The following is a 26,140-nucleotide window of genomic DNA, read 5'->3' on the forward strand; positions in this document are numbered from 1 at the left end:
CGCCCCAAAAACATGGACGGAGACACCTTCATGCAACGGAAAGCATTCCTGGTCGGCGCGTGCGTGCTGTGCGCCACGTCGGCGCACGCGTCGTCGGTCACGCTGTACGGGATCGTCGACAGCTACGTCGAATTCGATCGCATCGGCAGCCTGTCGAGCGTGCGGCAAAGCGGCGGCGGCTCGTCGACGAGCCGCTTCGGACTGACGGGCGTCGAGGATCTCGGCGGCGGCACGTCGACGAAATTCGTTTTGGAAAGCGGCTTCTCGCCGGCCGACGGATCGTTCCAGGGCGGTACGCTGTTCTACCGACAGGCGTACGTGTCGCTGCGGAACACGCGCTACGGCGACCTGCGGCTCGGCCGGCAATACACGCCCGCGTTCTACGTCGTGTACGACGGCGATCCGTTCGGGCTCAACGAACGGATGTCGCCGCTCGCGCTGCTCGCGACGTCGACCGACACGATCACGAGCAACACGACCCCGCCGATTCCGCGCTTCAACCAGGCGGCGTCGTATCTGAGCCCCGACTGGAACGGCCTGCGCGTGATGGCCACGTACGGCTTTCCGACGCCGAATGCGCTATCGACGCAGGCCGGACGCAACTACGGCGCCGGGCTTCAGTACCGGATCGGCGGCCTCTACGTCGGCGCCGGCTTCCAGGGCGATACGTCGGCCGGCAGCCTGGCGCCCGTCGTCGCCCCGTCGACGACCCGCCACTACGTGTTCGCGGCCAATTACGCGTTCGCGCGGGTCAAGCTGTACGCCGCGTTCCTGTACGGCGTCGGCACGGCGGCGCGGCTGCCGGCGTTCTCGACCGCGAGTGTCGGCGCGTCGATCGACGTCGGCGCCCTCGATCGCATGCTGGTGTCGCTCGTGCGCCGCGACGTGAAGGGCTCGGCGAACGATGCGACCGCGCTCGGCGTCGGCTACGACCATCCGCTGTCGAAGCGGACGTCGCTCTACGCACGCTATCTCTACATGAAGAACGGCGGCGACGCCCGCAACACCGTCGTCGCCGGTCTGCAACCGCATCCGGGCGGCACCGAGCAGGTGTTCGCGCTCGGCATCGCCCACCGCTTCTGACGGAGTGCCCATGACCCCGACCCTTTCGACCCGCCCGAGCGCCGTCGACGACGGCGCGCCACAGGCGCTCTACCGCCGGATCTCGCGTCGGCTGCTGCCGTTCCTGATCCTCTGCTACACGCTGTCGTTCATCGACCGCATCAACATCGGCTTCGCACACGCGCAGATGGCCGCCGAACTGCACTTCTCCGACGCCGTCTACGGGCTCGGCGCGGGCATCTTCTTCATCGGCTACATGGCGTTCGAGATTCCGAGCAACGCGTGGCTCGCGCGGATCGGCGCGCGCCGGACGATCGCCCGGATCATGGTGCTGTGGGGCCTCGGCTCGGCCGCGACGATGTTCGTCGCGACGCCCGCGCAGTTCTACGCGTGCCGCTTCCTGCTGGGCGTGTTCGAGGCCGGCTTCTTCCCCGGCATCCTGTTCTATCTCGGCGCGTGGTATCCGCCGCGGCAACGCGCGAAGGCGTTCGCGCTGTTCATGACCGCGCTGTACCTCGCGGGGCTGATCGCCGGCCCCGTGTCGGGCGCGATCCTGTCGTACTTCGACGGCGTGGCCGGCCTGAGCGGCTGGCAATGGCTGTTCGTCGTGGAAGGGCTGCCGAGCAGCGCGCTCGGCCTCGTCGCGCTGCGCTTTCTCGACGACCGGCCGGACGACGCACGCTGGCTGTCCGACGCCGACAAGGCCGCGCTGCGCGCCGCGCATGCGCAGGCCGAAGCCGGTACGCCGGCCGCGCACGCGGCGCGGCCGTTGCTCGCGCATCGCGATTTCTGGCTGCTGTGCGCGGCCAATTTCGCGATCGCGGCCGCCGGCTACGCGCTCGTGTTCTGGATGCCCGTGATCCTGCATCGCGGCGGCCTGCATGGCGCGATGCAGATCGGGCTGCTGTCCGCGCTCCCGTATCTGTGCGGCATCGTCGGCATGCTCGCGATGGGCTGGCGCACCGAGCGCCGGCGCGAATGGCGCAAGCACGGCGCCGTCGCGATGCTCGCGTGCGCGGCGGCGCTCGCCGCTCTCGCGACCAGCGCCGGCACGTCGCATCTGATGATCGCGCTGTGCATCGCGGTCGCCACGCACGCCGCGGCGCTGCCCGCGTTCTGGGTGCTGCCGGGGCTCGCGCTGCCCAAGCGCGCGATGGCCGTCGCGATCGCGGCGATCACGATGACCGGCGCGATCGGCGGGTTCGCGAGCCCGTTCCTGATGGGCGTGCTCAACACGGCCACCGGGTCGATGCGCAGCGGGCTCTATTTCAATGCCGCGCTGCTGGCGGCCGGCGCGCTCGCCTTGCTCGGCACGCTGCGCGCCCGCGCGGCGGCGCACGCGAACGCCAGCTGACGGCGCGACTTCTTCCTCCCCTGTACGGACCCACTCTGATGAATTTCGAACTCGAACTCGAACACCGGATGATCCGCGACCTCGTCGCACGTTTCGTGAAGGACGAGCTGATTCCGCTCGAAGCGGCGGTGATGGCGCGCGAGGCCGACGGCCAACGCTTCGGGCTGCTCGCCGACGAGCGCGCGCACCTCGACGCGCGCTCCCGGCAACTCGGCCTGTGGGGACTCGACGCACCGCTCGACGCGGGCGGCTCGGATCTGCCGGCCGTCGCGATGGTCGGCGTGAACGAGGCGATCGGCACGACCGTCACCCCGTACATCCTGCCGCCCGATTCGCCGAACCTGCGAATGCTGTGCGACGCGGCCGACGATGCGCAACGCACGCGCTATCTCGAACCGTACGCACGCGGCGCCACGCGTGCGGCGATGGCGATCTCCGAGCCCGGCGCCGGCTCCGATCCGGGCGCGCTGTCGACGACGGCCGTGCGCGACGGCGACGGCTGGGTGCTGAACGGCCGGAAGATCTGGATCAGCCACGCGGCCGAAGCCGACTGGACGATCGTGATGGCGCTGACCGATCGCAACAAGGGCAAGCGCGGCGGCATGTCGGCGTTCATCGTCGATCGCGGCACGCCGGGCTTCGTCATCGAGCGCCGGATTCCGATGATCGGCGGGCTGTCGACCTACGAGATCGTGCTCGAAGACTGCCGCATTCCCGCGGCGCAACTGCTGGGCAGGGAAGGCGCCGGCTTCGCGCCGATGCAGGCCCGGCTCGCGAACCGGCGGCTGGAGATGGCCGCATGGTGCATCGGCCGCGCCGAGCGCGCGGTGGCGCTGCTGTGCGACCATGCGAAGCAGCGCACGACCTTCGGCGTGCCGCTCGCGGAGCGTCAGGCGGTCCAGTGGTGGGTCGCCGACGCGCTCACGCAGATCCACGCATGCCGCCTGATGACCTACGAAGCGGCCGCGCGCGTGGATGCCGGGCAGGATGCCCGCACGCAGATCTCGATGGTCAAGGTGTTCGCGACCGAAATGGCGTGGACCGTCATCGATCATGCGATGCAGACGCTCGGCGCGATGGGCATGACGAAGGAAATGCCGTTGCAGCAGATGGCCACCGAGGCGCGACTGATGCGCATCTTCGAAGGCCCGACTGAGGTGCACCGCTGGGTCGTCGCACGTAGCGTGCTGTGACCGCGGCGCGCCGCCCACTTCCACGATGGAGCCTGCATTGAAGACCCTGCATCTCGTCGATCCCGAAATCCGCCCGCTGCTCGAGACCTGGCCGACCGTCACGCTCGACGCCGACAACCTCGCGCAGTCGCGCCGGCGCGTGCTGCCGCTGCCGCCGCCCGACCTGGCCGGCAGCACGCTCGAACGCCGCACGGTGCCCGGCCCCGCCGGCGCGCCGGACGTCCCGGTCCTCGTCTATCTGCCCGACGGCCACGCGCGCCCGCTGCCGGCGATCGTCCACCTGCACGGCGGCGGCTTCGTGCGCGGCGCGGCGAAGGATCTCGAAGCGGTGCACCGGTCGCTCGTGACGCAGCTCGGCTGCGCGCTGATCTCGGTCGACTACCGCCTCGCGCCGGAAACCGTGTTTCCCGGCGCGATCGAGGACTGCTATGCGGCGCTCGCGTGGGTGTTCGGTCACGCCGACACGCTCGGCCTCGACGCCGCGCGGATCGGCGTGGCCGGCGAAAGCGCGGGCGGCGGGCTCGCCGCCGCGCTGGCGCTGCTGGCGCGCGACCGCGGCGAATTCCCGCTCGCGTTCCAGCACCTGATCTATCCGATGCTCGACGATCGCACCTGCACGCGCACGCCGCATCCGCATGCCGGCGAATTCATCTGGCATGCGGCCAACAACCGGTTCGGCTGGACCGCGCTGCTCGGTCATGCGCCGGGCATCGACGGCGTGTCGCCGTACGCGGCGGCCGCGCGCGCCACGCGGCTCGACGGCCTGCCGCCCACGTTCCTGTCGGTCGGCTCGCTGGACCTGTTCCTCGACGAGAATCTCGACTACGCGCAGCGCCTGCTCCGCGCGGGCGTGCCGACCGAGCTGCACGTGCTGCCCGGCGGCGTACACGGGTTCGACATCGTGCCCGGCGCGCGCATCTCGGAAACGGCACGCCGCCTGAGCCACGACGCGCTGCGCCGCTTCCTGCACGGCTGACGAAAACGACGCGGGCGGCCGAAGCCGCCCGCATCCGCGCCGGTACCGACGACGATCAGAACGCGTCGCCCGGCACGCGCACCCAGCCTTCCATCAGCACGCGCGCGCTGCGGCTCATGATCGCCTTCGTGACGGTCCACTCGCCGTTTTCCCGTTTCGCTTCCGCACCGACGCGCAACGTGCCCGACGGATGCCCGAAGCGCACCGCGTTGCGTTCGCCGCCGCCCGCCGCGAGATTGACGAGCGTGCCCGGAATCGCCGCGGCCGTGCCGATCGCGACCGCCGCGGTGCCCATCATCGCGTGATGCAGCTTGCCCATCGACATCGCGCGCACCAGCAGGTCGACGTCGCCCGCGTTCACGCGCTTGCCGCTCGAGGCGACGTAATCGGCCGGCTTCGCGACGAACGCGATCTTCGGCGTGTGCTGTCGCGTCGCGATTTCGTCGAGCGTGTCGATCAAGCCCATGCGCAACGCGCCGTGCGCGCGGATCGTCTCGAACTTCTCGAGCGCCTTCGCGTCGCCGTTGATCGCGTCCTGCAGCTCGGTGCCCGTATAGCCGATCGCTTCCGCGTCGACGAAGATCGTCGGGATGCCCGCGTTGATCATCGTCGCCTTCAGCGTGCCGACGCCCGGCACGGTCAGATCGTCGACGAGGTTGCCGGTCGGGAACATCGAGCCGCCCGCGCCTTCTTCCTCGGCGGCCGGGTCCATGAATTCGAGCTGCACTTCGGCGGCCGGGAACGTGACGCCGTCCAGCTCGAAGTCGCCCGTCTCCTGCACCGCGCCGTTCACGATCGGCACGTGAGCGACGATCGTCTTGCCGATGTTCGCCTGCCAGATCCGCACGGTCGCGACGCCGTCGCGCGGCACGCGCGCCGGATCGACGAGGCCGCCGGCGATCGCGAACGGGCCGACGGCCGCCGACAGGTTGCCGCAGTTGCCGGTCCAGTCGACGAACGCGCGGTCGATCGCGACCTGCCCGAACAGGTAGTCGACGTCGTGGCCCGGCCGCGTGCTCGTCGACACGATCACCGTCTTGCTGGTGGACGACGTCGCGCCGCCCATCCCGTCGATCTGCTTGCCGTACGGATCGGGGCTGCCGATCACGCGCAGCAGCAGCGCGTCGCGCGCGGCGCCGGGCGCCTGCGCGGCATCCGGCAGATCCTGCAGCCGGAAGAACACGCCCTTGCTGGTGCCGCCACGCATGTAGGTGGCGGGAATCCTGATTTGAGGAATATGAGCCATGTCTGTGTTCTCAATGTGCGTCGTTCAGGCGGCCTGCGACGATTCGAGGAAGTCCTGCGCGAAACGCTGCAGCACGCCGCCGGCCTCGTAGATCGACACTTCCTCGGCCGTATCCAGCCGGCACGTCATCGGCACTTCGACACGCTCGCCGTTCCTGCGGTGAATCACGAGCGTCAGGTCGGCGCGCGGCGTGCGCTCGCCGATCACGTCGAAGGTCTCGGTGCCGTCGATGCCGAGCGTCGTCCGGTTGGTGCCCGGCTTGAACTCGAGCGGCAGCACGCCCATCCCGATCAGGTTGGTGCGGTGGATCCGCTCGAAGCCTTCGGCGGCGATCGCCTCGACGCCCGCGAGCCGCACGCCCTTCGCGGCCCAGTCGCGCGACGAGCCCTGGCCGTAGTCGGCGCCGGCGATCACGATCAGCGGCTGCTTGCGATTCATGTACGTCTCGATCGCTTCCCACATCCGCATGACCTTGCCTTCCGGCTCGACGCGCGCGAGCGAGCCCTTCTTCACCGCGCCGTCGACGACCGCCATCTCGTTGATCAGCGTCGGGTTCGCGAAAGTCGCGCGCTGCGCGGTCAGGTGGTCTCCCCGGTGCGTCGCGTACGAGTTGAAGTCTTCTTCCGGCAGGCCCATCTTCGCGAGGTACTCGCCGGCCGCGCTGTTCGGCAGAATCGCGTTCGACGGCGACAGGTGGTCGGTCGTGATGTTGTCGCCGAGCACCGCGAGCGGGCGCATGCCCTTCAACGTGCGCTCGCCGGCCAGCGCCCCTTCCCAGTACGGCGGGCGGCGGATGTACGTGCTCTGCGCGCGCCAGTCGTAGAGCGGCGCCGCGCGCTCGCCGGCGGCGGCGCCGCGCGCGAACATCGGCTCGTAGACCTTGCGGAACTGCTCGGGCTTCACGCTCGACGCGACGATCGCATCGATCTCCTCGTCGCTCGGCCAGATGTCCTTCAGCGTGACGGGCTTGCCGTCGGGGCCGTGGCCGAGCACGTCGCGCTCGATGTCGAAGCGGATCGTGCCGGCGATCGCATACGCGACCACGAGCGGCGGCGACGCGAGGAACGCCTGCTTCGCATACGGATGGATGCGGCCGTCGAAGTTGCGGTTGCCGGACAGCACGGCCGTCGCGTACAGGTCGCGATCGACGATCTCCTGCTGGATCTTCGGGTCGAGCGCGCCCGACATCCCGTTGCAGGTCGTGCACGCGAACGCGACGATGCCGAAGCCGAGCTTCTCGAGTTCCGGCAGCAGGTTCGCTTCTTCCAGATACAGCTCGACCGCCTTCGAGCCGGGCGCGAGCGAACTCTTCACCCACGGCTTGCGCGTGAGGCCCTTCGCATTCGCGTTGCGCGCGAGCAAGGCCGCCGCGATCACGTTGCGCGGGTTGCTGGTGTTCGTGCAGCTCGTGATCGCGGCGATGATCACCGCGCCGTCGGGCATCTGGCCCGGCTTGTCTTCCCACTGGCCGGCAATGCCGCGCGCGGCGAGATCGGACGTCGGCAGCCGCTTGTGCGGGTTCGACGGGCCGGCCATGTTGCGCACGACGCTCGACAGGTCGAACGTCAGCGTGCGCTCGTATTGCGCGTTGCTCAGCGTGTCGGCCCACAGACCGGCCGTCTTCGCATACGTCTCGACCAGCTTCACCTGCTCGTCGCTACGGCCGGTGAGGCGCAGGTAGTCGATCGTCTGGCCGTCGATGAAGAACATCGCGGCCGTCGCGCCGTATTCGGGCGCCATGTTCGAGATCGTCGCGCGATCGCCGAGCGTCAGGCTCGCCGCGCCTTCGCCGCGGAATTCCAGATACGCGCCGACCACCTTTTCCTTGCGCAGGAACTCGGTCAGCGCGAGCACCACGTCGGTCGCGGTGATGCCGGGCTGGCGCTTGCCGGTCAACTCGACGCCGACGATGTCGGGCAGGCGCATCCACGACGCGCGGCCGAGCATCACGTTCTCGGCTTCGAGGCCGCCGACGCCGATCGCAATCACGCCGAGCGCATCGACGTGCGGCGTGTGGCTGTCGGTGCCGACGCAGGTGTCCGGGAACGCGACGCCATCCTGCGCCTGGATCACCGGCGACATCTTCTCGAGATTGATCTGGTGCATGATGCCGTTGCCCGGCGGGATCACGTCGACGTTCTCGAACGCCTTCTTCGTCCACTCGATGAAGTGGAAGCGATCCTCGTTGCGGCGATCCTCGATCGCGCGGTTCTTCGCGAACGCGTCGGGGTCGAAGCCGCCGCATTCGACGGCGAGCGAGTGGTCGACGATCAGTTGCACCGGCACGACCGGGTTCACCTTCGCCGGGTCGCCGCCGCCGTCCGCGATCGCGTCGCGCAGGCCAGCGAGATCGACGAGCGCCGTCTGCCCGAGGATGTCGTGGCACACCACGCGCGCCGGGAACCACGGGAAATCGCGTTCGCGCTTGCGCTCGACGATCTGCTTCAGCGACTCGGCGAGGATCGCCGGATCGCAGCGGCGCACGAGATTTTCGGCGAGCACGCGCGACGTGTACGGCAGCGTGTCGTACGCGCCGGGCGCGATCGCGTCGACCGCGGCACGCGCGTCGAAATAGTCCAGCGACGTGCCGGGCAGGGGTTTGCGGTTGGCGGTATTCATGATGTGGGGCGGGAATTCGGGGTATGACGCGCCGCGCGCCGGCCGCCCGCCTCGCGGGCGCCGGTGCGCGCGGCGGACGTGTCAGCGCTTCTCGATCGGCACGAACTGCAGGTCTTCCGGGCCCGTGTAGTTCGCGCTCGGGCGGATGATCTTGTTGTCGATGCGCTGCTCGATGATGTGCGCGCTCCAGCCCGACGTGCGCGAGATCACGAACAGCGGCGTGAACATCGCGGTCGGCACGCCCATCATGTGATACGACACAGCGCTGAACCAGTCGAGGTTCGGGAACATCTTCTTCGCGTCCCACATCACCGATTCCAGGCGCTCGGCGATGTCGTACAACTTCAGGTCGCCCGCTTCCTTCGACAGCTTGTGCGCGACGCCCTTGATCACCTTGTTGCGCGGATCGGAGATCGTGTAGACCGGGTGGCCGAAGCCGATCACGACTTCCTTGTTCTCGACGCGGCGGCGGATGTCGGCTTCGGCGTCGTCCGGCGAGCTGTAGCGGCTCTGGATCTCGTACGCGACTTCGTTCGCGCCGCCGTGCTTCGGACCGCGCAGCGCGCCGATCGCGCCGGTGATCGCCGAGTAGATGTCCGAGCCCGTGCCCGCGATCACGCGGCCGGTGAACGTCGACGCGTTGAATTCGTGCTCCGCGTACAGGATCAGCGACGTGTGCATCGCCTCGACCCACGACTTCGACGGCGTCTTGCCGTGCAGCAGGTGCAGGAAGTGGCCGCCGATCGAGTCGTCGTCGGTTTCGGTCTCGATGCGCTTGCCGTTGTGCGAGAAGTGATACCAGTACAGCAGCATCGAGCCGAGCGACGCCATCAGGCGGTCGGCGATGTCGCGCGCGCCCGGCAGGTTGTGGTCGTCCTTCTCCGGCAGCACGGTGCCGAGCACCGACACGCCCGTGCGCATCACGTCCATCGGGTGGGCCGACGCCGGAATCTGTTCGAGTGCGGCCTTCAGCGCGCTCGGCAGGCCGCGCAGCGCACGCAGCTTGGCCTTGTAGGCAGCCAGTTCGGTCAGGTTCGGCAGCGTGCCGTGCACGAGCAGGTGCGCGATTTCCTCGAATTCGCACGATTCGGCGACGTCGAGAATGTCGTAGCCGCGATAGTGCAGGTCGTTACCGGTCTTGCCGACCGTGCACAGCGCGGTGTTGCCGGCCGTCACGCCCGACAGCGCCACCGACTTCTTCGGCTTGAATGCGCCTGCGGCGGCCGGTGCTGCTGCGTCTTTCGTCTCGCTCATGTTTCCGTTCTCCAATGGGGATCTATCTCGGCCGGGGCCGGCGCTGCGGCGCGCCCCGACTTCATGCAATGCGTTCCGGGAACCGCGTCCCGGCGCGCGGGCGCATTACTTCTTGCCCTGCGCGAACAGTTCGTCGAGCTTGCGCTCGTATTCGTGATAGCCGAGGAAGTCGTACAGCTCGGCGCGCGTCTGCATCGTCGGCACGGCTGCCTTCTGCGTGCCGTCGCGGCGCAGCGTTTCGTAGAAATTCAGCGCGGCCTTGTTCATCGCGCGATACGCGCCGCAGCAGTACAGCGCGATGTCGACGTTCGCCTCGCGCAGTTCGTCGACCGTAAACAGCGGCGTCGAGCCGAATTCGGTCAGGTTCGCGAGGATCGGCACCTTCACGGCCGCCTTGAAGCGACGGTAGTCGTCGAGCGTCTTCATCGCTTCCGGGAAGATCATGTCCGCGCCGGCTTCGACGTACGCGACCGCGCGCTCGATCGCCGAATCGATCCCTTCGGCGGCGGCCGCATCGGTGCGCGCCATGATCACGAACTGGTCGTCGGTACGCGCATCGACCGCGGCCTTCACGCGATCGACCATTTCCTCGGTCGGCACGACTTCCTTGCCCGGGCGGTGGCCGCAGCGCTTCTGGCCGACCTGGTCCTCGAGGTGCACGGCCGCGACGCCGGCGTTGATGAACGAGCGGATCGTGCGCGCGATGTTGAAGGCGCCGCCCCAGCCCGTGTCGATGTCGACCAGCAGCGGCAGGTCGGTCGCGTTGGTGATCCGGGTCGCGTCGATCAGCACGTCTTCCATCGTGCTGATGCCGAGGTCGGGGATGCCGAGCGAGTTCGCCGCGACGCCGCCGCCCGACAGGTACACGGCCTTGAAGCCGACGGCCTGCGCCATCTTGGCCGCGTACGCGGTGATCGCGCCGACCACCTGCAGCGGCTGCTCCGCCGCGACTGCCGCGCGGAACTTCGCGCCGGCGCTCTGAAGATGCGTATTGCTCATGAACGGCCTCCTGATGGAATGCCCGATAACAGCAAGGACCGGGCCAGCACGCGAAACGTCGCTAACCCACTGATTCTTAAGCAACCGCCGAGGGCGTTGCATCGGTCGCCCATTTCAATTCGGCAATTTCATGTTTCAAAAATGAAAGCGCGCGCGCATAATCGGCCGTCATGGACCTCACTTCGACCAAGCCCGTCGGCCCGGCCGACCGCACCGTGCGCCCGCGCATCTGGGCGATGGGCATCAGCCGCCTGCGCGACCTGTTTCGCGAGATCGCCGGCGAATTCGACGAACGCGCCGACGTGCGCATCGTGACGCGCGCGTACGAGGACGCGCTAAGCGCGATCGCCGAGGCCGGCGCCGCGCGGCCCGACGTGATCGTCGCGGCCGGCTCGAACGGCGGCTTCCTGAAAACGCGCGCGCAGGTACCGGTGGTGGTCGTGTCGCCGACCGGCTTCGACGTGATGCAGGCGCTCGCGCGCGCGCGGCGCGATGCCGCGCGGATCGCGCTCGTCAGCGCCGGCGAAACGCCGCCCGAGGTGCGCCGCTTCGTCGCCGCGTACGGCCTCGACGTGCAGTTTGCGTCATATCAGTCCGCGCAGGAAGCGGAAGCCTGCGTGCACGACCTGCGCGATCGCGGCATCGAGACGATCGTCGGCCCGGGCCTCGTCACCGACCTCGCGGCGAGTGCCGGCATGGGCGCTGTGTTCCTGTATTCGCATGCGTCGGTGCGCAAGGCGGTCGAGACGGCGCTCGAAGTCGCATATGCGACGCACGCCGAGGCATTCCGCCGCCAGCGGCTCGACACGCTGCTGCAGCACCTGCGCGACGGCGTGGTCGCGCTCGACGCGCACGGCCGCGTCGAGGCGATCAACGAACGGCTCGCGTCGGCGCTCGGGGTCGAACCGGCGGCGGCCGTCGGTCGCGCGCTCGTCGACCTGCGGCCCGAGCTGCGCACACTGCGCGGCGAAGACGGCGACGCGCTCGCGACGATACGCGGCGTGCGCTACGTCGTGCATCGCGGGCCGCTGGTCGATCGCGGCGTCACGTCGGGCAGCGTGCTGACGTTCCAGGAATCGCGTGCGGTCGAACGGCTCGATCGCGCGTTGCGTTCGCAACCGACCACGCAGCAGTTCGCCGCACGCTACGCGCTCGACGACGTGGTCGGCGCATCGGCGCCGATGACGCGCGTGCGCGACCTCGTGCGCCGCTACGCGAAATCCGACGCGACCGTGCTCGTGCTCGGCGAAAGCGGCACCGGCAAGGAAATGATCGCGCAGAGCCTGCACGCGCTGTCCGCGCGGCGCAACTATCCGTTCGTCGCGGTCAACTGCGGCGCGTTTCCGGAAGCGCTGCTCGAGAGCGAACTATTCGGCTATGAAGAAGGCGCGTTCACCGGCGCGCGGCGCGGCGGCAAGACCGGCCTGTTCGAGGCCGCGCACCGCGGCACGCTGTTTCTCGACGAGATCGGCGAGATGCCGCCGTCGCTGCAGAGCCGGCTGCTGCGCGTGCTGCAGGAGCGCGAGGTGATCCGCCTCGGCTCGACCGAGCCGATCCGCATCGACGTGCGCGTGATCGCCGCGACGCACCGGCCGCTGCTCGCGGCCGTCGAGGCCGGCACGTTCCGCGCGGATCTCTATTACCGGCTCAACATCCTGAACGTGGGCCTGCCGCCGCTGCGAGAGCGCGCAGCCGACATTCCCGCGCTCGCGGCGACGCTGCTCGTGCAGGCCGCGCGGCGCGAGCCGCGTCTCGCCGAACGCGTGCGCGACACCGACGACGCGCTGCGCGTGCTCGACGCGACGCAGGCGACGCTCGCGCGCTACCGCTGGCCCGGCAATGTCCGCGAACTGCAGAACGTGGTCGAGCGGATCGCGGTGGAGCTGGCCGAGGAAGTCGACGAAAGCGATCCGGGCGCCGCGTGCGCGGCGCTCGCCCCCGGCGCGCTGCAGGCGATCGCGCCCGAGCTGTTCGCCGCGCCGCCCGACACGGCCGACGCCGACGACGCGCAAACGCTACATGCGCGCCGCCGTCGCGCGGAAGCCGACGAGATCCGCGCGGTGCTCGACGCGTGCGGCGGCGACCGCGACCGCGCGTGCGCGATGCTCGGCATCAGCAAGACGACGCTGTGGCGGAAGTTGTCGGCGAAATAGGTTCGGGCCGCCCGGTCATTCGGCCTTGTGATAGTGGCGATACGCCTTCGCACGATTGCCGCACGACGACATCGAGCACCAGCGTCGGCTGCCGTTCTTGCTGTCGTCGATGAACAGCCACTGGCATGCATCGTTCGCACAGCGCTTGACCTTCGCGAGCCGCGTGCCGCCGAGCAGGTCGATCGCCGACCACAGCACCGGACTCAACAGCCCCGCGAGCGTGGCGCCCGACGCGTCGATCCGCCACGCATAGCGACCGTCGACGCGCGCCAGCGCAACGCGCGGCGACGCTTCCGCCAGAAAGCCGCCGAGCAGCGCGAGATCGGCATCCTGCGGCTCGCGCTGCTCCGCCTGGGCGTGAAATAGCCGGTATAGCGCCTCGCGCAACGCGAGCGCCCGCGCGAGCATCGTCGGCGCGTCGCCCGTCTCTTTCCCTTCGCCGGGCACGCGACATGCGTCGGCCAGCCCGGCCGGTACGCCGGCCTGTTCGCGGCACCACGCCAGCAGGTCGTCCAGCGTGCCGAAGGTTTCCGTCGGCGGATCGCTGCCGCGCCAGTACAGCGTGTTCGCGAAATCGAGGCTCAGCGTTTCGGGCGGCGCCGGGATCAGGCAGTCCGTCGTGACGGAAGGTTGCGTTTTTCTCATGACGCGATCGTATCTAACCACCATGCCGGTTGACAAGCGCCCGAGCGATTTCTAACATAACCGGCATGGTGGTTAAAAACAGGTTGACTGCACCGACGCCCCCTTCGACTCAAGGAGACACAGATGATCGATCGTCTTTCGTTCAGCGTTATCCACAAACCCACCGGCCGCACGTACGACGACATCACGCTCGGCGCGCTTCGCTACAAGCGGTTGGCATGGTGTCTATAAGCCGGTTCGCCGCACTGACGTCCCCCCTCGGTTCAAAGGAGCCACAGATGATCGATCACCTTTCGTTCGGCGTTGCACACATCGGCCGCAGCCGCACCTTCTACGACAGCGCGCTCGGCGCACTCGGCTACAAGCGTCTGTATAGCGACGACGGCGCCATCGGGTACGGCACGACCGAGCCCGAGCTGTGGTTGCAGCACGCGGCTCGCCCCGTCGTCGCCGATCCCGATTCGGGATTGCACCTGTCGTTCAAGGCCGCGTCGCCGGTCGAGGTCGACGCGTTCTACCGCGCCGCGCTCGAGCACGGCGGCAAGGACAACGGCGGGCCCGGCAAGCGCGAGCACTATGGCCCCGGCTATTACGCGGCGTTCGTCGTCGATCCCGACGGGTATCGGCTCGAAGCGCATTGCGAGCTCGACAACGTCGTCTGATCCGCTTCGTCCGGCCCCGGACGAGCGACAAAGGCCCGATTCCGCATCGCGCGGAACCGGGCCAATCGTTTCGGTTACCTCGTCGTTCGGTGCGCGCCGGTCGCGGCGGCGGTCATGCCGACGGGTCGAGTAGCATGACCGGCGCGCGGGTGGCGGCATGCTCCAGCCGCCCGCGCCGCTCACGCGCTCATTGCGCGTTGCGCGTGCTCTGCAACTGCTCGCCGAGCCCTTCGATCCCGAGGCGCACCGTCTGGCCGGCCTTCAGGAACACCGGCGACGGCTTGATGCCCATGCCGACGCCCGGCGGCGTACCGGTCGTGATCACGTCGCCCGGCTGCAGCGTCATGCAGGTCGACAGATACGCGATCAGTTGCGCGACCGTAAACACCATCGTGCGCGTGTTGCCGCTCTGATAACGGTGGCCGTCGACTTCGAGCCACAGGTCGAGACGCTGCGGATCCGGCACTTCGTCGCGCGTGACGAGCCACGGGCCGAGCGGGCCGAACGTGTCGAAGCCCTTGCCCTTGTCCCACTGGCCGCCGCGCTCGAGCTGCCATTCGCGCTCGGACACGTCGTTGACCACGCAATAGCCCGCGACGTAATCGAGCGCGCGCGCTTCTCCGACGTCCTTGCACGTCGCGCCGATCACCACACCCAGCTCCACTTCCCAGTCGGTCTTGACCGAACCCTTCGGGATGTCGATGCCGTCGTTCGGGCCGCAGATCGAACTCGTCCACTTGCCGAACACGACCGGCTCCTTCGGCACCGCCATGCCGGCTTCGGCCGCATGGTCGGCATAGTTCAGGCCGATGCCGATGAACTTGCCGACGCGGCCGACGCACGCGCCGATGCGCGGCTCCCCGGACACGAGCGGCAGCGTGGCGGGATCGAGCGCGCGCAGCCGCGCGAGACCCGCGTCGGACAGCACATCGCCGGCAAGATCCGGCACGTGCGCGGACAAGTCGCGAATCCGGCCGGCCGCGTCGAGGATGCCGGGCTTTTCCTGGCCGGACGGGCCATAGCGAAGCAGTTTCATCGTGCTTAACCTCTGTTGTCGAATGGGACAGGATACCGGCCGACGCGGCCTTTCGCGGCCGCGCGCCGGACGGGTCGTCGATCGTCGAGTGCACGCGTCGGCGCCGCCTGCGGCATGCCGTCGACGCGCGAGCGTCGCGCGGGCGCAGCGATCGCGGCGCCGTACGACGGTACGGCGCGCATCGAACGGGCGGCCGCCGGTCTGCGCATCGGCGACGACGGCCTGGCATCCGCGACGCGTGCCGGCCCATGCCGGCCGGCTGCACGCGCGGCCGCGCCGTCGCTGGCCCGCAAGCCTTTGTACCATCGGCCGCGCGCCGTGAAATGACGCGCGACGGATACCGACTATTGGTGCGTCTGCCGACACTGCGGCGCAGCACCCGCTGCACCGCGTCGATCGATCGGCCGCCGTTCGCGGCAGCATCTGCCATCGGAGCATGAATACTGGCTATTCGGGGTGCCCCTGTCATCGAAAACGTTTGCCCATCCGTTCTTGTTCGGTAACGATCGGTAAAAAGACGCTGCATTGCACACTGTATGTTTATTGCTAAGCTCGCACGGATGGCTTCCATGGCCATCCGCGGGGCCGCCCTATACGCGTGCAGAACCGGCCAGCGTGCGTCGCCAACCGATCGACGGTAATCCCCCAACCTCACACCGACAATGCAGACAACCAACGACCCGCTTCCCGGCAGCGACGCACGGGAATCGATGGCCGCTATCGACCGCTATCGCGCACCCGCGCTCGACAAGGGCCTCGACATTCTCGAACTCCTGTCCGAGCAGAAGGAAGGACTCACCCGCACCGAAATCACGAAGGAGCTCGGCCGTAACGCGAGCGAAATCTACCGGATGCTCGAACGCCTCGTCGCGCGCCGCTACGTGATGCGCTCGACCGGCGGCGACCGCTACACGCTCAGCCTCAAGCTGTTCGCGCTTGCGCACCGGCATCCGCCGATGAACCGGCTGATCGCCGAGGCGCTGCCGCCGATGCAGCGCTTTGCCGATGCGGCCGAGCAGTCGTGCCACCTGTCCGTCTACGATCGCGGCAACCTGCTCGTGATCGCGCAGGTGGACGGGCCCGGCCCGTGGGGCGTGTCGGTCCGGCTCGGCTCGCGCGTCGGCCTCGCCGATACGGCGTCGGGCTGCATGATGCTGGCGTACCAGGGCCCCGAGCAACGCGCGCACATGCTGGCCGAGCACTGCAAGGTCAAGGGCGAGGCGCCGCTGAACGAGCAGGAGCTCGCGAATGCGTGTCAGTCGATCCGGCAGTCCGGCTATCTGCGCCAGGACAGCCGGCAAGCGTACGGCGTGACCGACCTGACCGTGCCGATCCTCGGGCCGGCCGGCCACGCGATCGCCGTGCTGACGTGTCCGTACATGCGCCGGATCGATGCGCACATGGCGCCGTCCGTCGACGTGGTCGTCGACGCACTGCGCGATACGGCCGCTTATCTGTCGATGTGCCGCACCGAGACCTGCTGACGCGCGGGTTACCCGACAAAATGCACGGGGCACGGCGCGGCGGCGCCGGCTCCGGGTGTGCGCGACGCCCGTGCGGTGCCCGATGCGCGATGTCGCATCGGGCGTCCGCGGCGCTACGCTAGAATAGCGGCCCTCTCAAAAACTACGGCGGCCGGTTGTCGCGACCGTCGTGTCCGATGGATGTCATGGCCAAACTTCTGAACGATCAAGAATTCCAGCGTTTCTCCGAACTTCAGCAGAAGCAGGCAAGCTTCACGATCACGCCCGAGGAAGCGGACGAGTTGCGCGATATCGTCGCGCGCGCGCAGAAAAAGCGCGACGATCGTGCCGCCGCAATGCAGGCGATCGAAAACTACATCGAGCAGTTCGACATCACGCCCGACGAACTCTTCTCGCCGGAGCAGATCGGCGACGCGGCGCGCACCTACGGGCTCATCACGGCGACCAAGAAGGAACGCACGCTGCCGCCGTCGATCACATTCAACGGCAAGCCGTACCAGTGGACCAAGACGCTTCCGGACGACGTGCGCGGCGCACTGTTCGACGCGTTCACGTCCGGCGAGTCGGTCAAGCGCTTCATCGCGATGCCAAAAGACACCGCGCGCTGTGCGCTCACGATCGCGCGCCTCGAACGCGAAACCGGTGCTGTCTATGCCGATGCGCACCTCGAGGAACTCGCGATTTCGCGCGACCAGGTAAACGACGCGGCGGCGAAACTCGCTGCGTGAAAGTAATCGCGGGCACGGTTCCTGCGTGCCCGCACCCGCGCGTCACGCCGGCACGAGCCGGCGCCGCGCCCACGGGAGCCGCGCGTTCGCATGCTCCCGAAAAAGCTCACCTGAGCATCCCGCAAGCGCTCACCACGGTCTCCCGAAAAGCCTCACCCGAGACTCGCGAAACGCTCACTGACGGCTCCCGAACGTCCTCACCCATCGCTCCCGCAAGTGCTCACCGAAGCCTCCCGGAAAGGCTCACCGGCCTCTCCCGTAGGTGCTCACCGGCCGTTCCCGGGAGAGCTCACCGAACGCTCCCGTATCGGCTCACCATGCTGCCCCGGAAAAGCTCACTCGCCGCTCCCGAAAAGTCTCACCTTGGTCACGGCGTTGAAAACGCGAGGCCGGAGTGCGGTAGCGAAGGCTTGCAGGCACATCGGGGGAAACGGCCGCGGCGGACGAATATCGCAGCACGCTGCGAGCATCGCCGGACGCCATGCATGCGTTGCGGTATCGCTGCGACCGACAGGTCCGACACGTTGCCGGACGCCTTGCTTCAAGGCCGGCTCAAACGATTTGCATTCCTTATTTATCGCGCGACTTGACGAAATGTTCGGACGCGTCGACGCCCTGCGCTGCCCCGAGCGCCAGACCTGAGACCGACGCGGACGCCTACGGCTGCAACTTCATCCTGAAACCCACGACGCCAGGCTCCTCCGTCGTCGACACCGCAAACCCGCACGATTTCGCGAGCGAGATCATCGCCGAATTCTCGCGCAGCGCCTCGCCGACCATCCAGGCGGTGCCGCGCGAGCGCGCGTAGTCGATGATGCGGGTCATCATCAGCCTGCCGAGCCCCTTGCCCTTTTGATCGGGCCGTACCGCGATCGCGAATTCCGCCGTCTCGTTGTCGGGATCGGCGACCGCCCGCGCGACCGCGAGCGTGTGGTCGCGCCCCGACACATCGGTGAAGGACACGATGAAAGCCATCTCACGGTCGTAATCGATCTGCGTCATGCGCGCCACCTGCGAATGATCGAAGCTGCGCACCGCGCCGAAGAAACGCATCCGCAGATCTTCCGGCGTCATCGCGCCGAGCAGCTCGTTGTGAGCGGCCTCGTCTTCCGGACGGATCGGACGGATCGTCACCGTCTCGCCACGCCACTCGAGCGTCTGCTCGAGGTGCCGCGGATACGGCATGATCGCGAGCCGGCTGCGCCCCGAAGCCAGCGTGATGCGCGGCGCGACCACCCATGTGCGGTCGGGCAGCACGCGCAGCGTGACCGACATCGCAACGACTTCGCGCACGTCGCACACGACTTGCGACAGTGCCGTCAGCGCGTCGAGCGTCGGCTCGACGGGCGTGCTGCGCGCATACGGCGAACGCTCCATCACCGCGCGGGCGAGCACAGTGTTCAGCGGCGGCAGGCCGTAGACGACGAACGGCGCCGATACGCCGTCGGCCGGTGGCACCGCATAGCGAAACACCGGACCGAAGTTCGAATCGTCGTACATGTCGACCGTGATGTCGACGACCTTCTTGCCGGCCGGTTCGTCGGGCGGCTCGCCTTGCAGACCGAAACGGGACAGCCAGTGCAGCGCGGCTTCGCCGGCCAGTTCATGCTGACCGGCTTCGACCATGCGGCGTGCGTCGGCCTGGGCGGACGCCACGCACTCGGCCGGCTGCGGCGGCGTGCCCTCCGGCGTCTGCATCAGCAACTGGCGCCCGAGGTTGTAGTCGACGAGACGCGCATAGGCGCGTGCGAGCCGCTGCGGCGTCGTGTGCACCGGAATGCCGTTCGCGTGCAGCGCGTCGCGCGTCGCCGCGTCGACCGCACCGAAGAAACACGCGAAGATGCCGCGATGCGCATGCTGCCGCGTGTCGATCAGCGTGCGCGCGACCGAATCGGCCGGCGCGCTGTGCGAAGTGGAATGAACGACGAACAGCGTGCCCGTCTGCGGAAACGGGGCAAGCGCCTTGATTGCCGCGGCAAAGTGCTCGGGGCGCGCATCGTCGCCCAGCGTGAGCGGATTGCCGGGCGCCGCGAGGTGCGGCAGCGCAGCCGCGACGGCCGACGTTGCCGCGGGCGACCAGTCGGTCAGCACGTCGCGCACTTCGGCAACCGCATCGACCGCGAGTTTCGCCACGCCCGCATCGCTCGTCACGAGCGTCGCCGCGCCCCGCGCGGTGACGCGGCCGACGCCGAGCGTCTCGATTTCGTCGAGCAGATCGTCGAGCGCATCGACGCGCACCATGCCCGCGCGCTGGAACGCCGCCGTGTAGAGCGCATCGCCGGGGTCGGCACGGCCGGTGCGCAACGCGAGCACCGGCTTGTTGCGTGCGGCCGCGCGCGCCGCCGACATGAACTTGCGCGCGGCGCGCACGGTATCGAGCTCGAGCAGGATCGCGCGCGTGCCGGGATCGCTCGCCAGATAGTCGAGGACGTCGCCCGCATCGACATCGGATTCGCTGCCGAGCGCGACGACATGCGAAAAGCCGAGGCCCCGCGCATCGGCCCAGCCGAGCACCGCGTTCGTCAGCGCATTCGATTGCGACACCCAGGCGACACCGCCCGATCGCACCGTATAGGCAGGCGCGCCGAAATGCGCATGTCGCGCGGGCGACGACACGCCGAGACTGCCGGGCCCGACGATACGGAGCACGAACGGCTTCGCCGCCTTCAGCGTGCGATCGACCGCAGCGCGATCGGCCTCGGTGCGCGCCTCGCCGACGATCACCGCGACGCGCGTGCCGAGCTCGCCCAGCTTGCGCACGATGCCGGCCCAGGTCGCGGGCGGCGTGCAGATCACGGCAACCGACGGCGGCGTGGGCAGCCGGTCGACATCGGAGACGACCGCATGCCCGTCCAGCTCGCGATATTTCGGATTGACCGGCCACACGGGCCCCTGGAACGCGCCGTCGAGCACACGCGACCACACCATCGCGCCGATACTGCCCGCGCGCGACGACGCGCCGACGATCGCCACGGACCTGGGCTGGAACAACGCATCGAGATGGCGAACGGTCACATCGGCTCCCTGCGGTGACGAAAGACGACACGATCGGCGTGCGGCCTTGCAGGCCGTGCGCCGATCGACGCGAACTCCAAGCATAGGCGAAGCGCCCGCGACTGCCTATATGCCGAACGGCCGACTATTCGACGGACGTCAATGCTCGCAGCATGGACGGCAACCCACGCTGCCCGGCGTCGCAGCGCCAGTTCTTCGCGCGATGCATGCAGCGCGGCACGTCACGCGGCACGACGCTGCAGCCGCTTCTCAAAGGTGAGGATTTACAGGAACCATGGTGAGTATCTTCGGGATTCACACGACACACTGCGCCAGCATGCGAAATGTGATGAAAATCCGTGTCGGGCAGGCACCGCGAAAAGCGCGAACGACAATGCGCATGCATTGCGCCATTACGCGGGTGTTTACGGAAATTCGCCGCAATATGCGGCCGGATCGCGGCGAATTCGCAAAACGGGATCCGTTAATTGCGCGACGTTGCACTTCAATTCGCCGGGGAAAAGCGCATGACGATTGCGCCCAAACAAAACGGTGCGAAGGCCGCATGGCCGTTCGCACCGTCGGTCGGCACGCGAAAGGTGAGGATTTTCGGGAGTCAGTCCTTGATCAGGAAACGCCCGCGGTTCTTGCCCAGCCATGCCGGCGCCCGCCCGCGGCCGCTCCAGGTTTCGCCCGTCTTCGGGTTCAGGTACTTCGGCGGCAAGGTTCGCTTGGGCTTCGCGGCGGTAGCGGCGGCAGCCGATTTTGCCGGAAGAAAACCGAGCTCTTCCGGCGTAATGTCGTATTCGTCGATTTTCGCGCGGATATGCGCAATCGCGTCGGCAACCGCCTTTTCACGTTCCTTGTCGATTTTTTGCTGAAGCCGTTCGAGCTGCGCGCTCAGTTGCCTGTAGGTCGCCATATGGATGGGACTCCATGAGTGTTATTCGTGAAAAACAAGTGACTCAAAGCAAACGGAAAAGCGCTTCGCCCGATCGTGATCTCCTCGGCCGGTCATTTCGGGATCAATAACCGCTCTTCTTCTTGCATGCGAAGAGAAGATTTCGCACGGCGTCATCCGTCGATTGCTGGATCACGTCGAAATCGCCGTTGCACATGGCCCGGGCATTGTCGGTGCAATTGCTCCAGTCGCTGCCGGTGCATTGCACCTGAGTGGTCGGACGCCCGTCCGACGTGAACAGCGGAGCACTGCCGCCGCACCCGCCGAGCCCGGCAACCAGAACCCCCATCACGGCCGCCCGAGGCCACCGACAGACCGACGCAAGCATGTGTTTCATCGTTCTTCCCGTCAACCTTTTTTTGAATGTCGCGAGTATGCCATGGGCGGCCCTTCGGCCGTCAGTCCGGCGTGCGCTCGGGTTGCCCGCGCACCTTGTACGGCAAGCGCTTGCGCGGATCGTCGGTGATGCGAACGAAAACCTGCTCGACGTCCGGAAGCGCCTCGAATTCGCGTTGCAGCGCCTGACGATCGAGCGTCGTATCCGCGCATCCTTCGACGTAGATGAAACGTCGCTGCACGGTGATCCACAGGCTCGTGCCGCGCAGACGATCCGAGCCGGCGAAGTGTGCCTTCGCCGCATCGGCGATCGACGCGTCATACATATACGAGTTCGGTTTCGTGCAGCGATGGGCGAGCCAGCAGGTCGTGCCGCGTTCGGCGCGGTAGTGCGCATCGTCCGTCATCTCGGCGCGTGTCATCCACGGGCCGAGCGGCAATGGGCATTCGGCCACGTCCTGCGACAGCGCGACGAACGGATCGCCGTACCAGTTGCGCCGCGCGTCGGGCGCATCGGCGTCGCCGGCCTGCGCGAGTGCGGCGCTCGCGAGCAACATGGTGAGCCATCCTACAATGCCGATCCGCTTCATCGCGATCTCCCGTTCGATGCGTTACGTCGAGCCGCATCGGCATCGCCGATCGGCCTACCGGTCGATACCGAGCGCAGCCAGTTTCTTGTACAGCGTCGCGCGGCCGATCCCGATACGCGCGGCCGCTTCGACCACTTTCCCGTCGCAGGCCGCCAGCGCATCGGTCAGAAACTGGCGCTCCCACGCCGCCAGCGCATCGGCATACGAGGCGGCCGGCGCACCGGATGCCGTCGACGCATCGCCCGCGCGCTGCTCGGCCGGCGCCGCGGCGACTCGCTGCACCGGCGCGGCACCCTCCGGCGAGATGCGCACCGGCCCGAGAAACGGCGCGAGCGCACGCGCATCGATCACCGAACGGTCCGACAGCATCAGCGCGCGTTCGAGCGTATTGCGCAACTCGCGCACGTTGCCGGGCCACGGATACGCGCACAGCATCCGCAGCGCATCGTCGGTCAGCTCGCAGTGCGCGGCGCGCCCGTGCTGGGCTGCCAGCTCCTCGAGCGTCGCGTAGACGAGCGCGGCGATGTCCGATGCGCGCTCGCGCAACGGCGGCGCATGGATCGTCAGCACGTTCAGCCGGTAATAGAGATCCGCGCGAAACCGCCCGGCTGCCACGAGCGCCGGCAGGTCGGCCGACGTGGCGGCAATGATGCGCACGTCCGCGCGCACGATCCGGTTCGAGCCGACCGGCTCGAACTCCTTGTCCTGCAGCACGCGCAGCAGCTTGCCCTGCAACGGCAGCGGCATGTCGCCGATCTCGTCGAGAAACAACGTGCCGCGATCGGCCAGCTCGAATTTTCCGACGCGCCCCTTGCGATCGGCGCCGGTGTACGCGCCAGGCGCCGCGCCGAAGAATTCGGTTTCGAGCAGCGTGTCGGGAATCGCGGCGACGTTGACGGTCACGAGCGGCTGGAGCGCACGCGCCGATGCCGCGTGTATCGCGTGGGCGAGCAGCTCCTTGCCGGTGCCCGTCTCGCCGAGCAGCAGCACCGGCGAGTCGACCTGCGCGGCGCGGCGCGCCTGGCGCTTGGTCTCGAGGCTCGCGGCACTCGTGCCGACGAAGCTCGCGAACGTGTATTTCGCGCGGCGCGCCTGGGCGAGCGAGCGCTGCGTCGCGATCAGTTGCTGCTGAAGCTGCGCGTAGCGAGAAAAAATCGGCGTGAGCGTCTTCAACTGGTCGAACAGCGCGAAGCCGATCGCGCCGACCGTCTCGCCGGCCTCGTTCTTCAACGGCAGGCGCGTGACGACGAGCGGCTCGCGGCCCGTCTCCATGATGTCGAGCAGGATCGGCTGCCCGGTCGACACGACCTCGCGCATCAGGCTGTTCGGAATCACGGCCTCGCAATCGAGGCCGACGGCCTGCTGCGGATCGGCGAAACCGAAGCGCGCCGCGTAACGCTCGTTCATCCACACGACGCGCGCGTCGCGATCGACGACCACCGTGCCCGCGCTCGAATCCTCGAAGGTCCGGAACAGCGACTCGGCAGCGCGCCGCAGCACGTCGCCGTAGTTGACGGGCAGGCGGGCCCAGTCGTTCATCATCGTGTCTTCGTCTCCGTTTATCGTCGGCCGGGCGTCTCCGGAACGAGACGGATTATCTCACTCCGGAGACACGCCGCAACGCGTTGTCCGGGAAAGCCCTGCACGATGTCGACGGTCGACCGGATGGCCAAAACGTCTCCGGATGGAGACGTTTTATGTAGAATCGTCAGACCTACGCCGGCGCGGGCCCGCCGGCCGCCGGCGGACCCATGTCCGGCGGCGCAATCCGGCCGATGGCACGAAACCTGCACGAACCTGAGCCGGTCCGCGGCGCACCGCGCGATCGAACAACAACCAAAGCCATTAGGAGACTCCCTTGTCTTTCGTGATCGTCCTCGCCGCGCTGGCGTTCCTGATGTTTGCCGCGTATCGCGGCTACAGCGTGATCCTGTTCGCGCCGATCGCCGCGCTCGGTGCGGTGCTGCTGACCGACCCCGCCGCCGTCGCACCGGTCTTCTCCGGCATCTTCATGGAGAAGATGGTCGGCTTCGTCAAACTGTATTTCCCGGTCTTCATGCTCGGCGCCGTGTTCGGCAAGGTGATCGAACTGTCCGGGTTCTCCGAGTCGATCGTCCACGCGGCGATCCGCTACATCGGCCGCTCGCGCGCGAATGCGGTGATCGTCGCGGTGTGCGCGCTGCTCACCTATGGCGGCGTATCGCTGTTCGTCGTGGTGTTCGCGGTCTATCCGTTCGCGGCCGAACTCTATCGTCAGAGCAACATCCCGAAACGGCTGATGCCCGGCGCGATTGCACTCGGCGCGTTCTCGTTCACGATGGATTCGCTGCCCGGCACGCCGCAGATCCAGAACATCATCCCGACCACGTTCTTCAAGACGACTGCCTGGGCCGCGCCCGCGCTCGGCACGATCGGCTCGCTGTTCATCATCGTCGTCGGCCTCGCGTATCTCGAATGGCGTCGCCGTTCGGCGATGGCGAAGGGCGAAGGCTACGGCACGTCGCTCGTCAACGAGCCGGAGCGCGTCGAGGCAACGGCGCTGCCGCATCCCGCGCTGGCGATCCTGCCGCTGATCCTCGTCGGCGTGTCGAACTTCGCGTTCACGAAGCTGATCCCGCAGTGGTACGGCGCCGCGTCGTACACGGTCGCGCCGGAAGTGCTGCCGGGCGTGCACGCGCCGGTCACGACGTCGATCAAGACGGTCGTCGCGATCTGGTCGGTCGAGGCCGCGCTGCTGCTCGGGATCGTGCTGGTCTTGCTGACCGCATTCAAGCGCGTCAGCGGTCGCTTCGCGGCCGGCTCGAAGGCCGCCGTCGCCGGCGCGCTGCTCGCCGCGATGAACACCGCGTCGGAATACGGCTTCGGCGGCGTGATCGCCGCGCTGCCGGGCTTCCTCGTCGTCAGCGATGCGCTGAAGAGCATCCCGAACCCGCTCGTCAACGCAGCCGTGTCGGTCAGCTCGCTCGCGGGCATCACGGGCTCCGCGTCCGGCGGCATGAGCATCGCGCTCGCCGCGATGTCGGACCTGTTCATCAAGGGCGCGCAGGCGGCCAACATCCCGATGGACGTGCTGCACCGGGTCGTCGCGATGGCGAGCGGCGGCATGGACACGCTGCCGCACAACGGCGCGGTCATCACGCTGCTCGCCGTCACGGGCCTCACGCACCGCGAGTCGTATCGCGACATCTTCGCGGTCACCGTCATCAAGACGCTCGCGGTGTTCTTCGTGATCGCCGTGTACTACGCGACGGGGCTCGTGTAAGTCTCGGCATCAAGGCGGCGTTTCGTGCGCCGCCGTCTCGCTTTCAGGATCGGACCGCATGCGCACCGGAACGGATTCCGGCAAGCGCATCCGGTCCGATTTTCATTTCCCTACGCCAAATCGACACGCCGGCAGTCGTCCGGGCCATCGCTCGCCCCCGCCCCCACGCATTGTTACCCGCAGCAAAACACTGCGTTGGGCGCGATCGCATTTTTCAGGCGCCCGCCCCGGCCTACACTGATTTCAACGTCTCGCGGCGCTTCGACGAACGAAGCGCCGCGATTCACCGGAAATCGTGGAGGTCCCCATCATGAAGCGCCTGATCCCAGCCATTGCCGTCGTCCTGGCCGTGTCGGCCCCGCTTGCCGCACAGGCCCAGTCGAACCAGCCGCTCACGCGCGCGCAGGTCCACGCCGAAGTCAAGGCGCTCAAGCAGGCCGGCTTCCAGTCGAGCGACTGGTTCTATCCGGCCAGCATCGTCTCCGCCGAAGCGAAGATCGCCCGTCAGCACGACGCCGGATACGGAAGCGATCGCGGCGCGTCGTCGGAGTCGGGCCGGTAATCGTCGGCCCGCCCGGCGATCCCT

Annotated in this window: 21 protein-coding genes; 10 read left to right on the plus strand and 11 right to left on the minus strand. The window is 68.1% G+C overall.

The features are described from left to right. The first annotated feature begins 30 nt into the window (after nucleotides 1-30). From WS54_RS12220 to WS54_RS12235, 4 genes are read left to right on the plus strand one after another with little or no spacing between them, the layout of a single operon-like run. Nucleotides 31-1,083, plus strand: a complete 1,053-nt coding sequence (locus tag WS54_RS12220; protein WP_059780129.1) for a porin — start codon at nucleotides 31-33, stop codon at nucleotides 1,081-1,083. Nucleotides 1,084-1,093: 10 nt separating this feature from the next. Next, on the plus strand, nucleotides 1,094-2,416 hold the full coding sequence (locus WS54_RS12225) for an MFS transporter (protein ID WP_059780130.1): 1,323 nt from the start codon (nucleotides 1,094-1,096) through the stop codon (nucleotides 2,414-2,416). Nucleotides 2,417-2,454: 38 nt separating this feature from the next. Beyond that, nucleotides 2,455-3,609 carry an acyl-CoA dehydrogenase family protein gene (locus WS54_RS12230; protein WP_059780131.1) on the plus strand — a complete coding sequence of 385 codons (1,155 nt, stop codon included), beginning with the start codon at nucleotides 2,455-2,457 and terminating at the stop codon, nucleotides 3,607-3,609. 37 nt (nucleotides 3,610-3,646) lie between these two features. After that, nucleotides 3,647-4,585 carry an alpha/beta hydrolase gene (locus WS54_RS12235; protein ID WP_059780132.1) on the plus strand — a complete coding sequence of 313 codons (939 nt, stop codon included), beginning with the start codon at nucleotides 3,647-3,649 and terminating at the stop codon, nucleotides 4,583-4,585. Between the two features lie 55 nt (nucleotides 4,586-4,640). Here the strand turns inward: WS54_RS12235 and prpF are convergent, their stop codons facing one another. The 4 genes from prpF to prpB all read right to left on the minus strand — a co-directional run bounded on the left by prpF (nucleotide 4,641) and on the right by prpB (nucleotide 10,703). Then, a complete protein-coding gene (gene prpF / locus WS54_RS12240; protein ID WP_059780133.1) occupies nucleotides 4,641-5,831 on the minus strand; it encodes a 2-methylaconitate cis-trans isomerase PrpF in 1,191 nt (396 codons plus the stop codon). A 24-nt stretch (nucleotides 5,832-5,855) separates the two neighbouring features. Continuing rightward, nucleotides 5,856-8,450, minus strand: coding sequence for a Fe/S-dependent 2-methylisocitrate dehydratase AcnD (gene acnD, locus WS54_RS12245; RefSeq protein WP_059780134.1), 2,595 nt, complete (start codon nucleotides 8,448-8,450; stop codon nucleotides 5,856-5,858). 81 nt (nucleotides 8,451-8,531) lie between these two features. Further along, nucleotides 8,532-9,704, minus strand: a complete 1,173-nt coding sequence (prpC, locus tag WS54_RS12250; RefSeq protein ID WP_034205934.1) for a bifunctional 2-methylcitrate synthase/citrate synthase — start codon at nucleotides 9,702-9,704, stop codon at nucleotides 8,532-8,534. Nucleotides 9,705-9,809: 105 nt separating this feature from the next. Further along, nucleotides 9,810-10,703 carry a methylisocitrate lyase gene (gene prpB / locus WS54_RS12255; protein WP_034205933.1) on the minus strand — a complete coding sequence of 298 codons (894 nt, stop codon included), beginning with the start codon at nucleotides 10,701-10,703 and terminating at the stop codon, nucleotides 9,810-9,812. A gap of 170 nt (nucleotides 10,704-10,873) precedes the next feature. Between prpB and prpR the strand changes: the two genes are divergently transcribed. Beyond that, on the plus strand, nucleotides 10,874-12,856 hold the full coding sequence (gene prpR / locus WS54_RS12260; protein ID WP_059780135.1) for a propionate catabolism operon regulatory protein PrpR: 1,983 nt from the start codon (nucleotides 10,874-10,876) through the stop codon (nucleotides 12,854-12,856). A gap of 15 nt (nucleotides 12,857-12,871) precedes the next feature. Here prpR and WS54_RS12265 read toward each other — a convergent pair whose 3' ends face one another. Then, nucleotides 12,872-13,525: a CGNR zinc finger domain-containing protein gene (locus WS54_RS12265; protein ID WP_059780136.1), complete on the minus strand. Its 654-nt coding sequence runs from the start codon at nucleotides 13,523-13,525 to the stop codon at nucleotides 12,872-12,874. Between the two features lie 254 nt (nucleotides 13,526-13,779). Between WS54_RS12265 and WS54_RS12270 the strand changes: the two genes are divergently transcribed. After that, nucleotides 13,780-14,163 (plus strand): VOC family protein, encoded by a 384-nt coding sequence (locus WS54_RS12270; protein ID WP_027781675.1) that lies wholly within the window; start codon nucleotides 13,780-13,782, stop codon nucleotides 14,161-14,163. A gap of 187 nt (nucleotides 14,164-14,350) precedes the next feature. On the opposite strand, the gene WS54_RS12275 is transcribed toward WS54_RS12270, so the two are convergent. After that, a complete protein-coding gene (locus WS54_RS12275; RefSeq protein WP_059780137.1) occupies nucleotides 14,351-15,199 on the minus strand; it encodes an ureidoglycolate lyase in 849 nt (282 codons plus the stop codon). Nucleotides 15,200-15,861: 662 nt separating this feature from the next. Here WS54_RS12275 and WS54_RS12285 point away from each other — a divergent pair. Then, complete coding sequence (locus tag WS54_RS12285; RefSeq protein ID WP_034205927.1) at nucleotides 15,862-16,683, plus strand: IclR family transcriptional regulator; 822 nt, start codon at nucleotides 15,862-15,864, stop codon at nucleotides 16,681-16,683. A 176-nt stretch (nucleotides 16,684-16,859) separates the two neighbouring features. Then, complete coding sequence (locus tag WS54_RS12290) at nucleotides 16,860-17,411, plus strand: hypothetical protein (protein ID WP_034205926.1); 552 nt, start codon at nucleotides 16,860-16,862, stop codon at nucleotides 17,409-17,411. Nucleotides 17,412-18,068: 657 nt separating this feature from the next. Here the strand turns inward: WS54_RS12290 and WS54_RS12295 are convergent. The 5 genes from WS54_RS12295 to WS54_RS12315 form a co-directional block, all read right to left on the minus strand. After that, on the minus strand, nucleotides 18,069-20,426 hold the full coding sequence (locus tag WS54_RS12295) for a GNAT family N-acetyltransferase (RefSeq protein ID WP_059780138.1): 2,358 nt from the start codon (nucleotides 20,424-20,426) through the stop codon (nucleotides 18,069-18,071). A 595-nt stretch (nucleotides 20,427-21,021) separates the two neighbouring features. Next, the gene (locus WS54_RS12300) at nucleotides 21,022-21,327 is read right to left on the minus strand and encodes an H-NS histone family protein (protein WP_034205924.1); all 306 of its coding nucleotides are present in this window, start codon (nucleotides 21,325-21,327) and stop codon (nucleotides 21,022-21,024) included. A gap of 103 nt (nucleotides 21,328-21,430) precedes the next feature. Further along, a complete protein-coding gene (locus tag WS54_RS12305; RefSeq protein ID WP_052100172.1) occupies nucleotides 21,431-21,703 on the minus strand; it encodes a hypothetical protein in 273 nt (90 codons plus the stop codon). 61 nt (nucleotides 21,704-21,764) lie between these two features. Further along, nucleotides 21,765-22,292, minus strand: coding sequence for a BON domain-containing protein (locus WS54_RS12310; RefSeq protein ID WP_059780139.1), 528 nt, complete (start codon nucleotides 22,290-22,292; stop codon nucleotides 21,765-21,767). 54 nt (nucleotides 22,293-22,346) lie between these two features. After that, nucleotides 22,347-23,834 (minus strand): sigma-54 interaction domain-containing protein, encoded by a 1,488-nt coding sequence (locus WS54_RS12315; RefSeq protein ID WP_034205922.1) that lies wholly within the window; start codon nucleotides 23,832-23,834, stop codon nucleotides 22,347-22,349. Nucleotides 23,835-24,150: 316 nt separating this feature from the next. Here WS54_RS12315 and WS54_RS12320 point away from each other — a divergent pair, with 316 nt between their 5' ends. Beyond that, on the plus strand, nucleotides 24,151-25,554 hold the full coding sequence (locus WS54_RS12320; RefSeq protein ID WP_034205921.1) for a GntP family permease: 1,404 nt from the start codon (nucleotides 24,151-24,153) through the stop codon (nucleotides 25,552-25,554). A 310-nt stretch (nucleotides 25,555-25,864) separates the two neighbouring features. Further along, complete coding sequence (locus WS54_RS12325; protein WP_059780140.1) at nucleotides 25,865-26,116, plus strand: DUF4148 domain-containing protein; 252 nt, start codon at nucleotides 25,865-25,867, stop codon at nucleotides 26,114-26,116. Nucleotides 26,117-26,140 lie beyond the last annotated feature (24 nt).

This window comes from Burkholderia sp. NRF60-BP8, from assembly GCF_001522585.2.
In the GTDB taxonomy this organism is placed as follows: Bacteria; Pseudomonadota; Gammaproteobacteria; order Burkholderiales; family Burkholderiaceae; genus Burkholderia.

What these genes read in the sequence shown, in the direction of transcription:
- WS54_RS12220 (WP_059780129.1), top strand. Translation starts at nt 31, where the DNA reads ATGCAACGGAAAGCATTCCTGGTCGGCGCGTGCGTGCTGTGCGCCACG.
- WS54_RS12225 (WP_059780130.1), top strand. Translation starts at nt 1,094, where the DNA reads ATGACCCCGACCCTTTCGACCCGCCCGAGCGCCGTCGACGACGGCGCG.
- WS54_RS12230 (WP_059780131.1), top strand. Translation starts at nt 2,455, where the DNA reads ATGAATTTCGAACTCGAACTCGAACACCGGATGATCCGCGACCTCGTC.
- prpF (WP_059780133.1), bottom strand. Translation starts at nt 5,831, where the DNA reads ATGGCTCATATTCCTCAAATCAGGATTCCCGCCACCTACATGCGTGGC.
- acnD (WP_059780134.1), bottom strand. Translation starts at nt 8,450, where the DNA reads ATGAATACCGCCAACCGCAAACCCCTGCCCGGCACGTCGCTGGACTAT.
- prpC (WP_034205934.1), bottom strand. Translation starts at nt 9,704, where the DNA reads ATGAGCGAGACGAAAGACGCAGCAGCACCGGCCGCCGCAGGCGCATTC.
- prpB (WP_034205933.1), bottom strand. Translation starts at nt 10,703, where the DNA reads ATGAGCAATACGCATCTTCAGAGCGCCGGCGCGAAGTTCCGCGCGGCA.
- prpR (WP_059780135.1), top strand. Translation starts at nt 10,874, where the DNA reads ATGGACCTCACTTCGACCAAGCCCGTCGGCCCGGCCGACCGCACCGTG.
- WS54_RS12265 (WP_059780136.1), bottom strand. Translation starts at nt 13,525, where the DNA reads ATGGTGGTTAGATACGATCGCGTCATGAGAAAAACGCAACCTTCCGTC.
- WS54_RS12270 (WP_027781675.1), top strand. Translation starts at nt 13,780, where the DNA reads ATGATCGATCACCTTTCGTTCGGCGTTGCACACATCGGCCGCAGCCGC.
- WS54_RS12275 (WP_059780137.1), bottom strand. Translation starts at nt 15,199, where the DNA reads ATGAAACTGCTTCGCTATGGCCCGTCCGGCCAGGAAAAGCCCGGCATC.
- WS54_RS12285 (WP_034205927.1), top strand. Translation starts at nt 15,862, where the DNA reads ATGCAGACAACCAACGACCCGCTTCCCGGCAGCGACGCACGGGAATCG.
- WS54_RS12290 (WP_034205926.1), top strand. Translation starts at nt 16,860, where the DNA reads ATGGATGTCATGGCCAAACTTCTGAACGATCAAGAATTCCAGCGTTTC.
- WS54_RS12300 (WP_034205924.1), bottom strand. Translation starts at nt 21,327, where the DNA reads ATGGCGACCTACAGGCAACTGAGCGCGCAGCTCGAACGGCTTCAGCAA.
- WS54_RS12305 (WP_052100172.1), bottom strand. Translation starts at nt 21,703, where the DNA reads ATGAAACACATGCTTGCGTCGGTCTGTCGGTGGCCTCGGGCGGCCGTG.
- WS54_RS12310 (WP_059780139.1), bottom strand. Translation starts at nt 22,292, where the DNA reads ATGAAGCGGATCGGCATTGTAGGATGGCTCACCATGTTGCTCGCGAGC.
- WS54_RS12315 (WP_034205922.1), bottom strand. Translation starts at nt 23,834, where the DNA reads ATGATGAACGACTGGGCCCGCCTGCCCGTCAACTACGGCGACGTGCTG.
- WS54_RS12325 (WP_059780140.1), top strand. Translation starts at nt 25,865, where the DNA reads ATGAAGCGCCTGATCCCAGCCATTGCCGTCGTCCTGGCCGTGTCGGCC.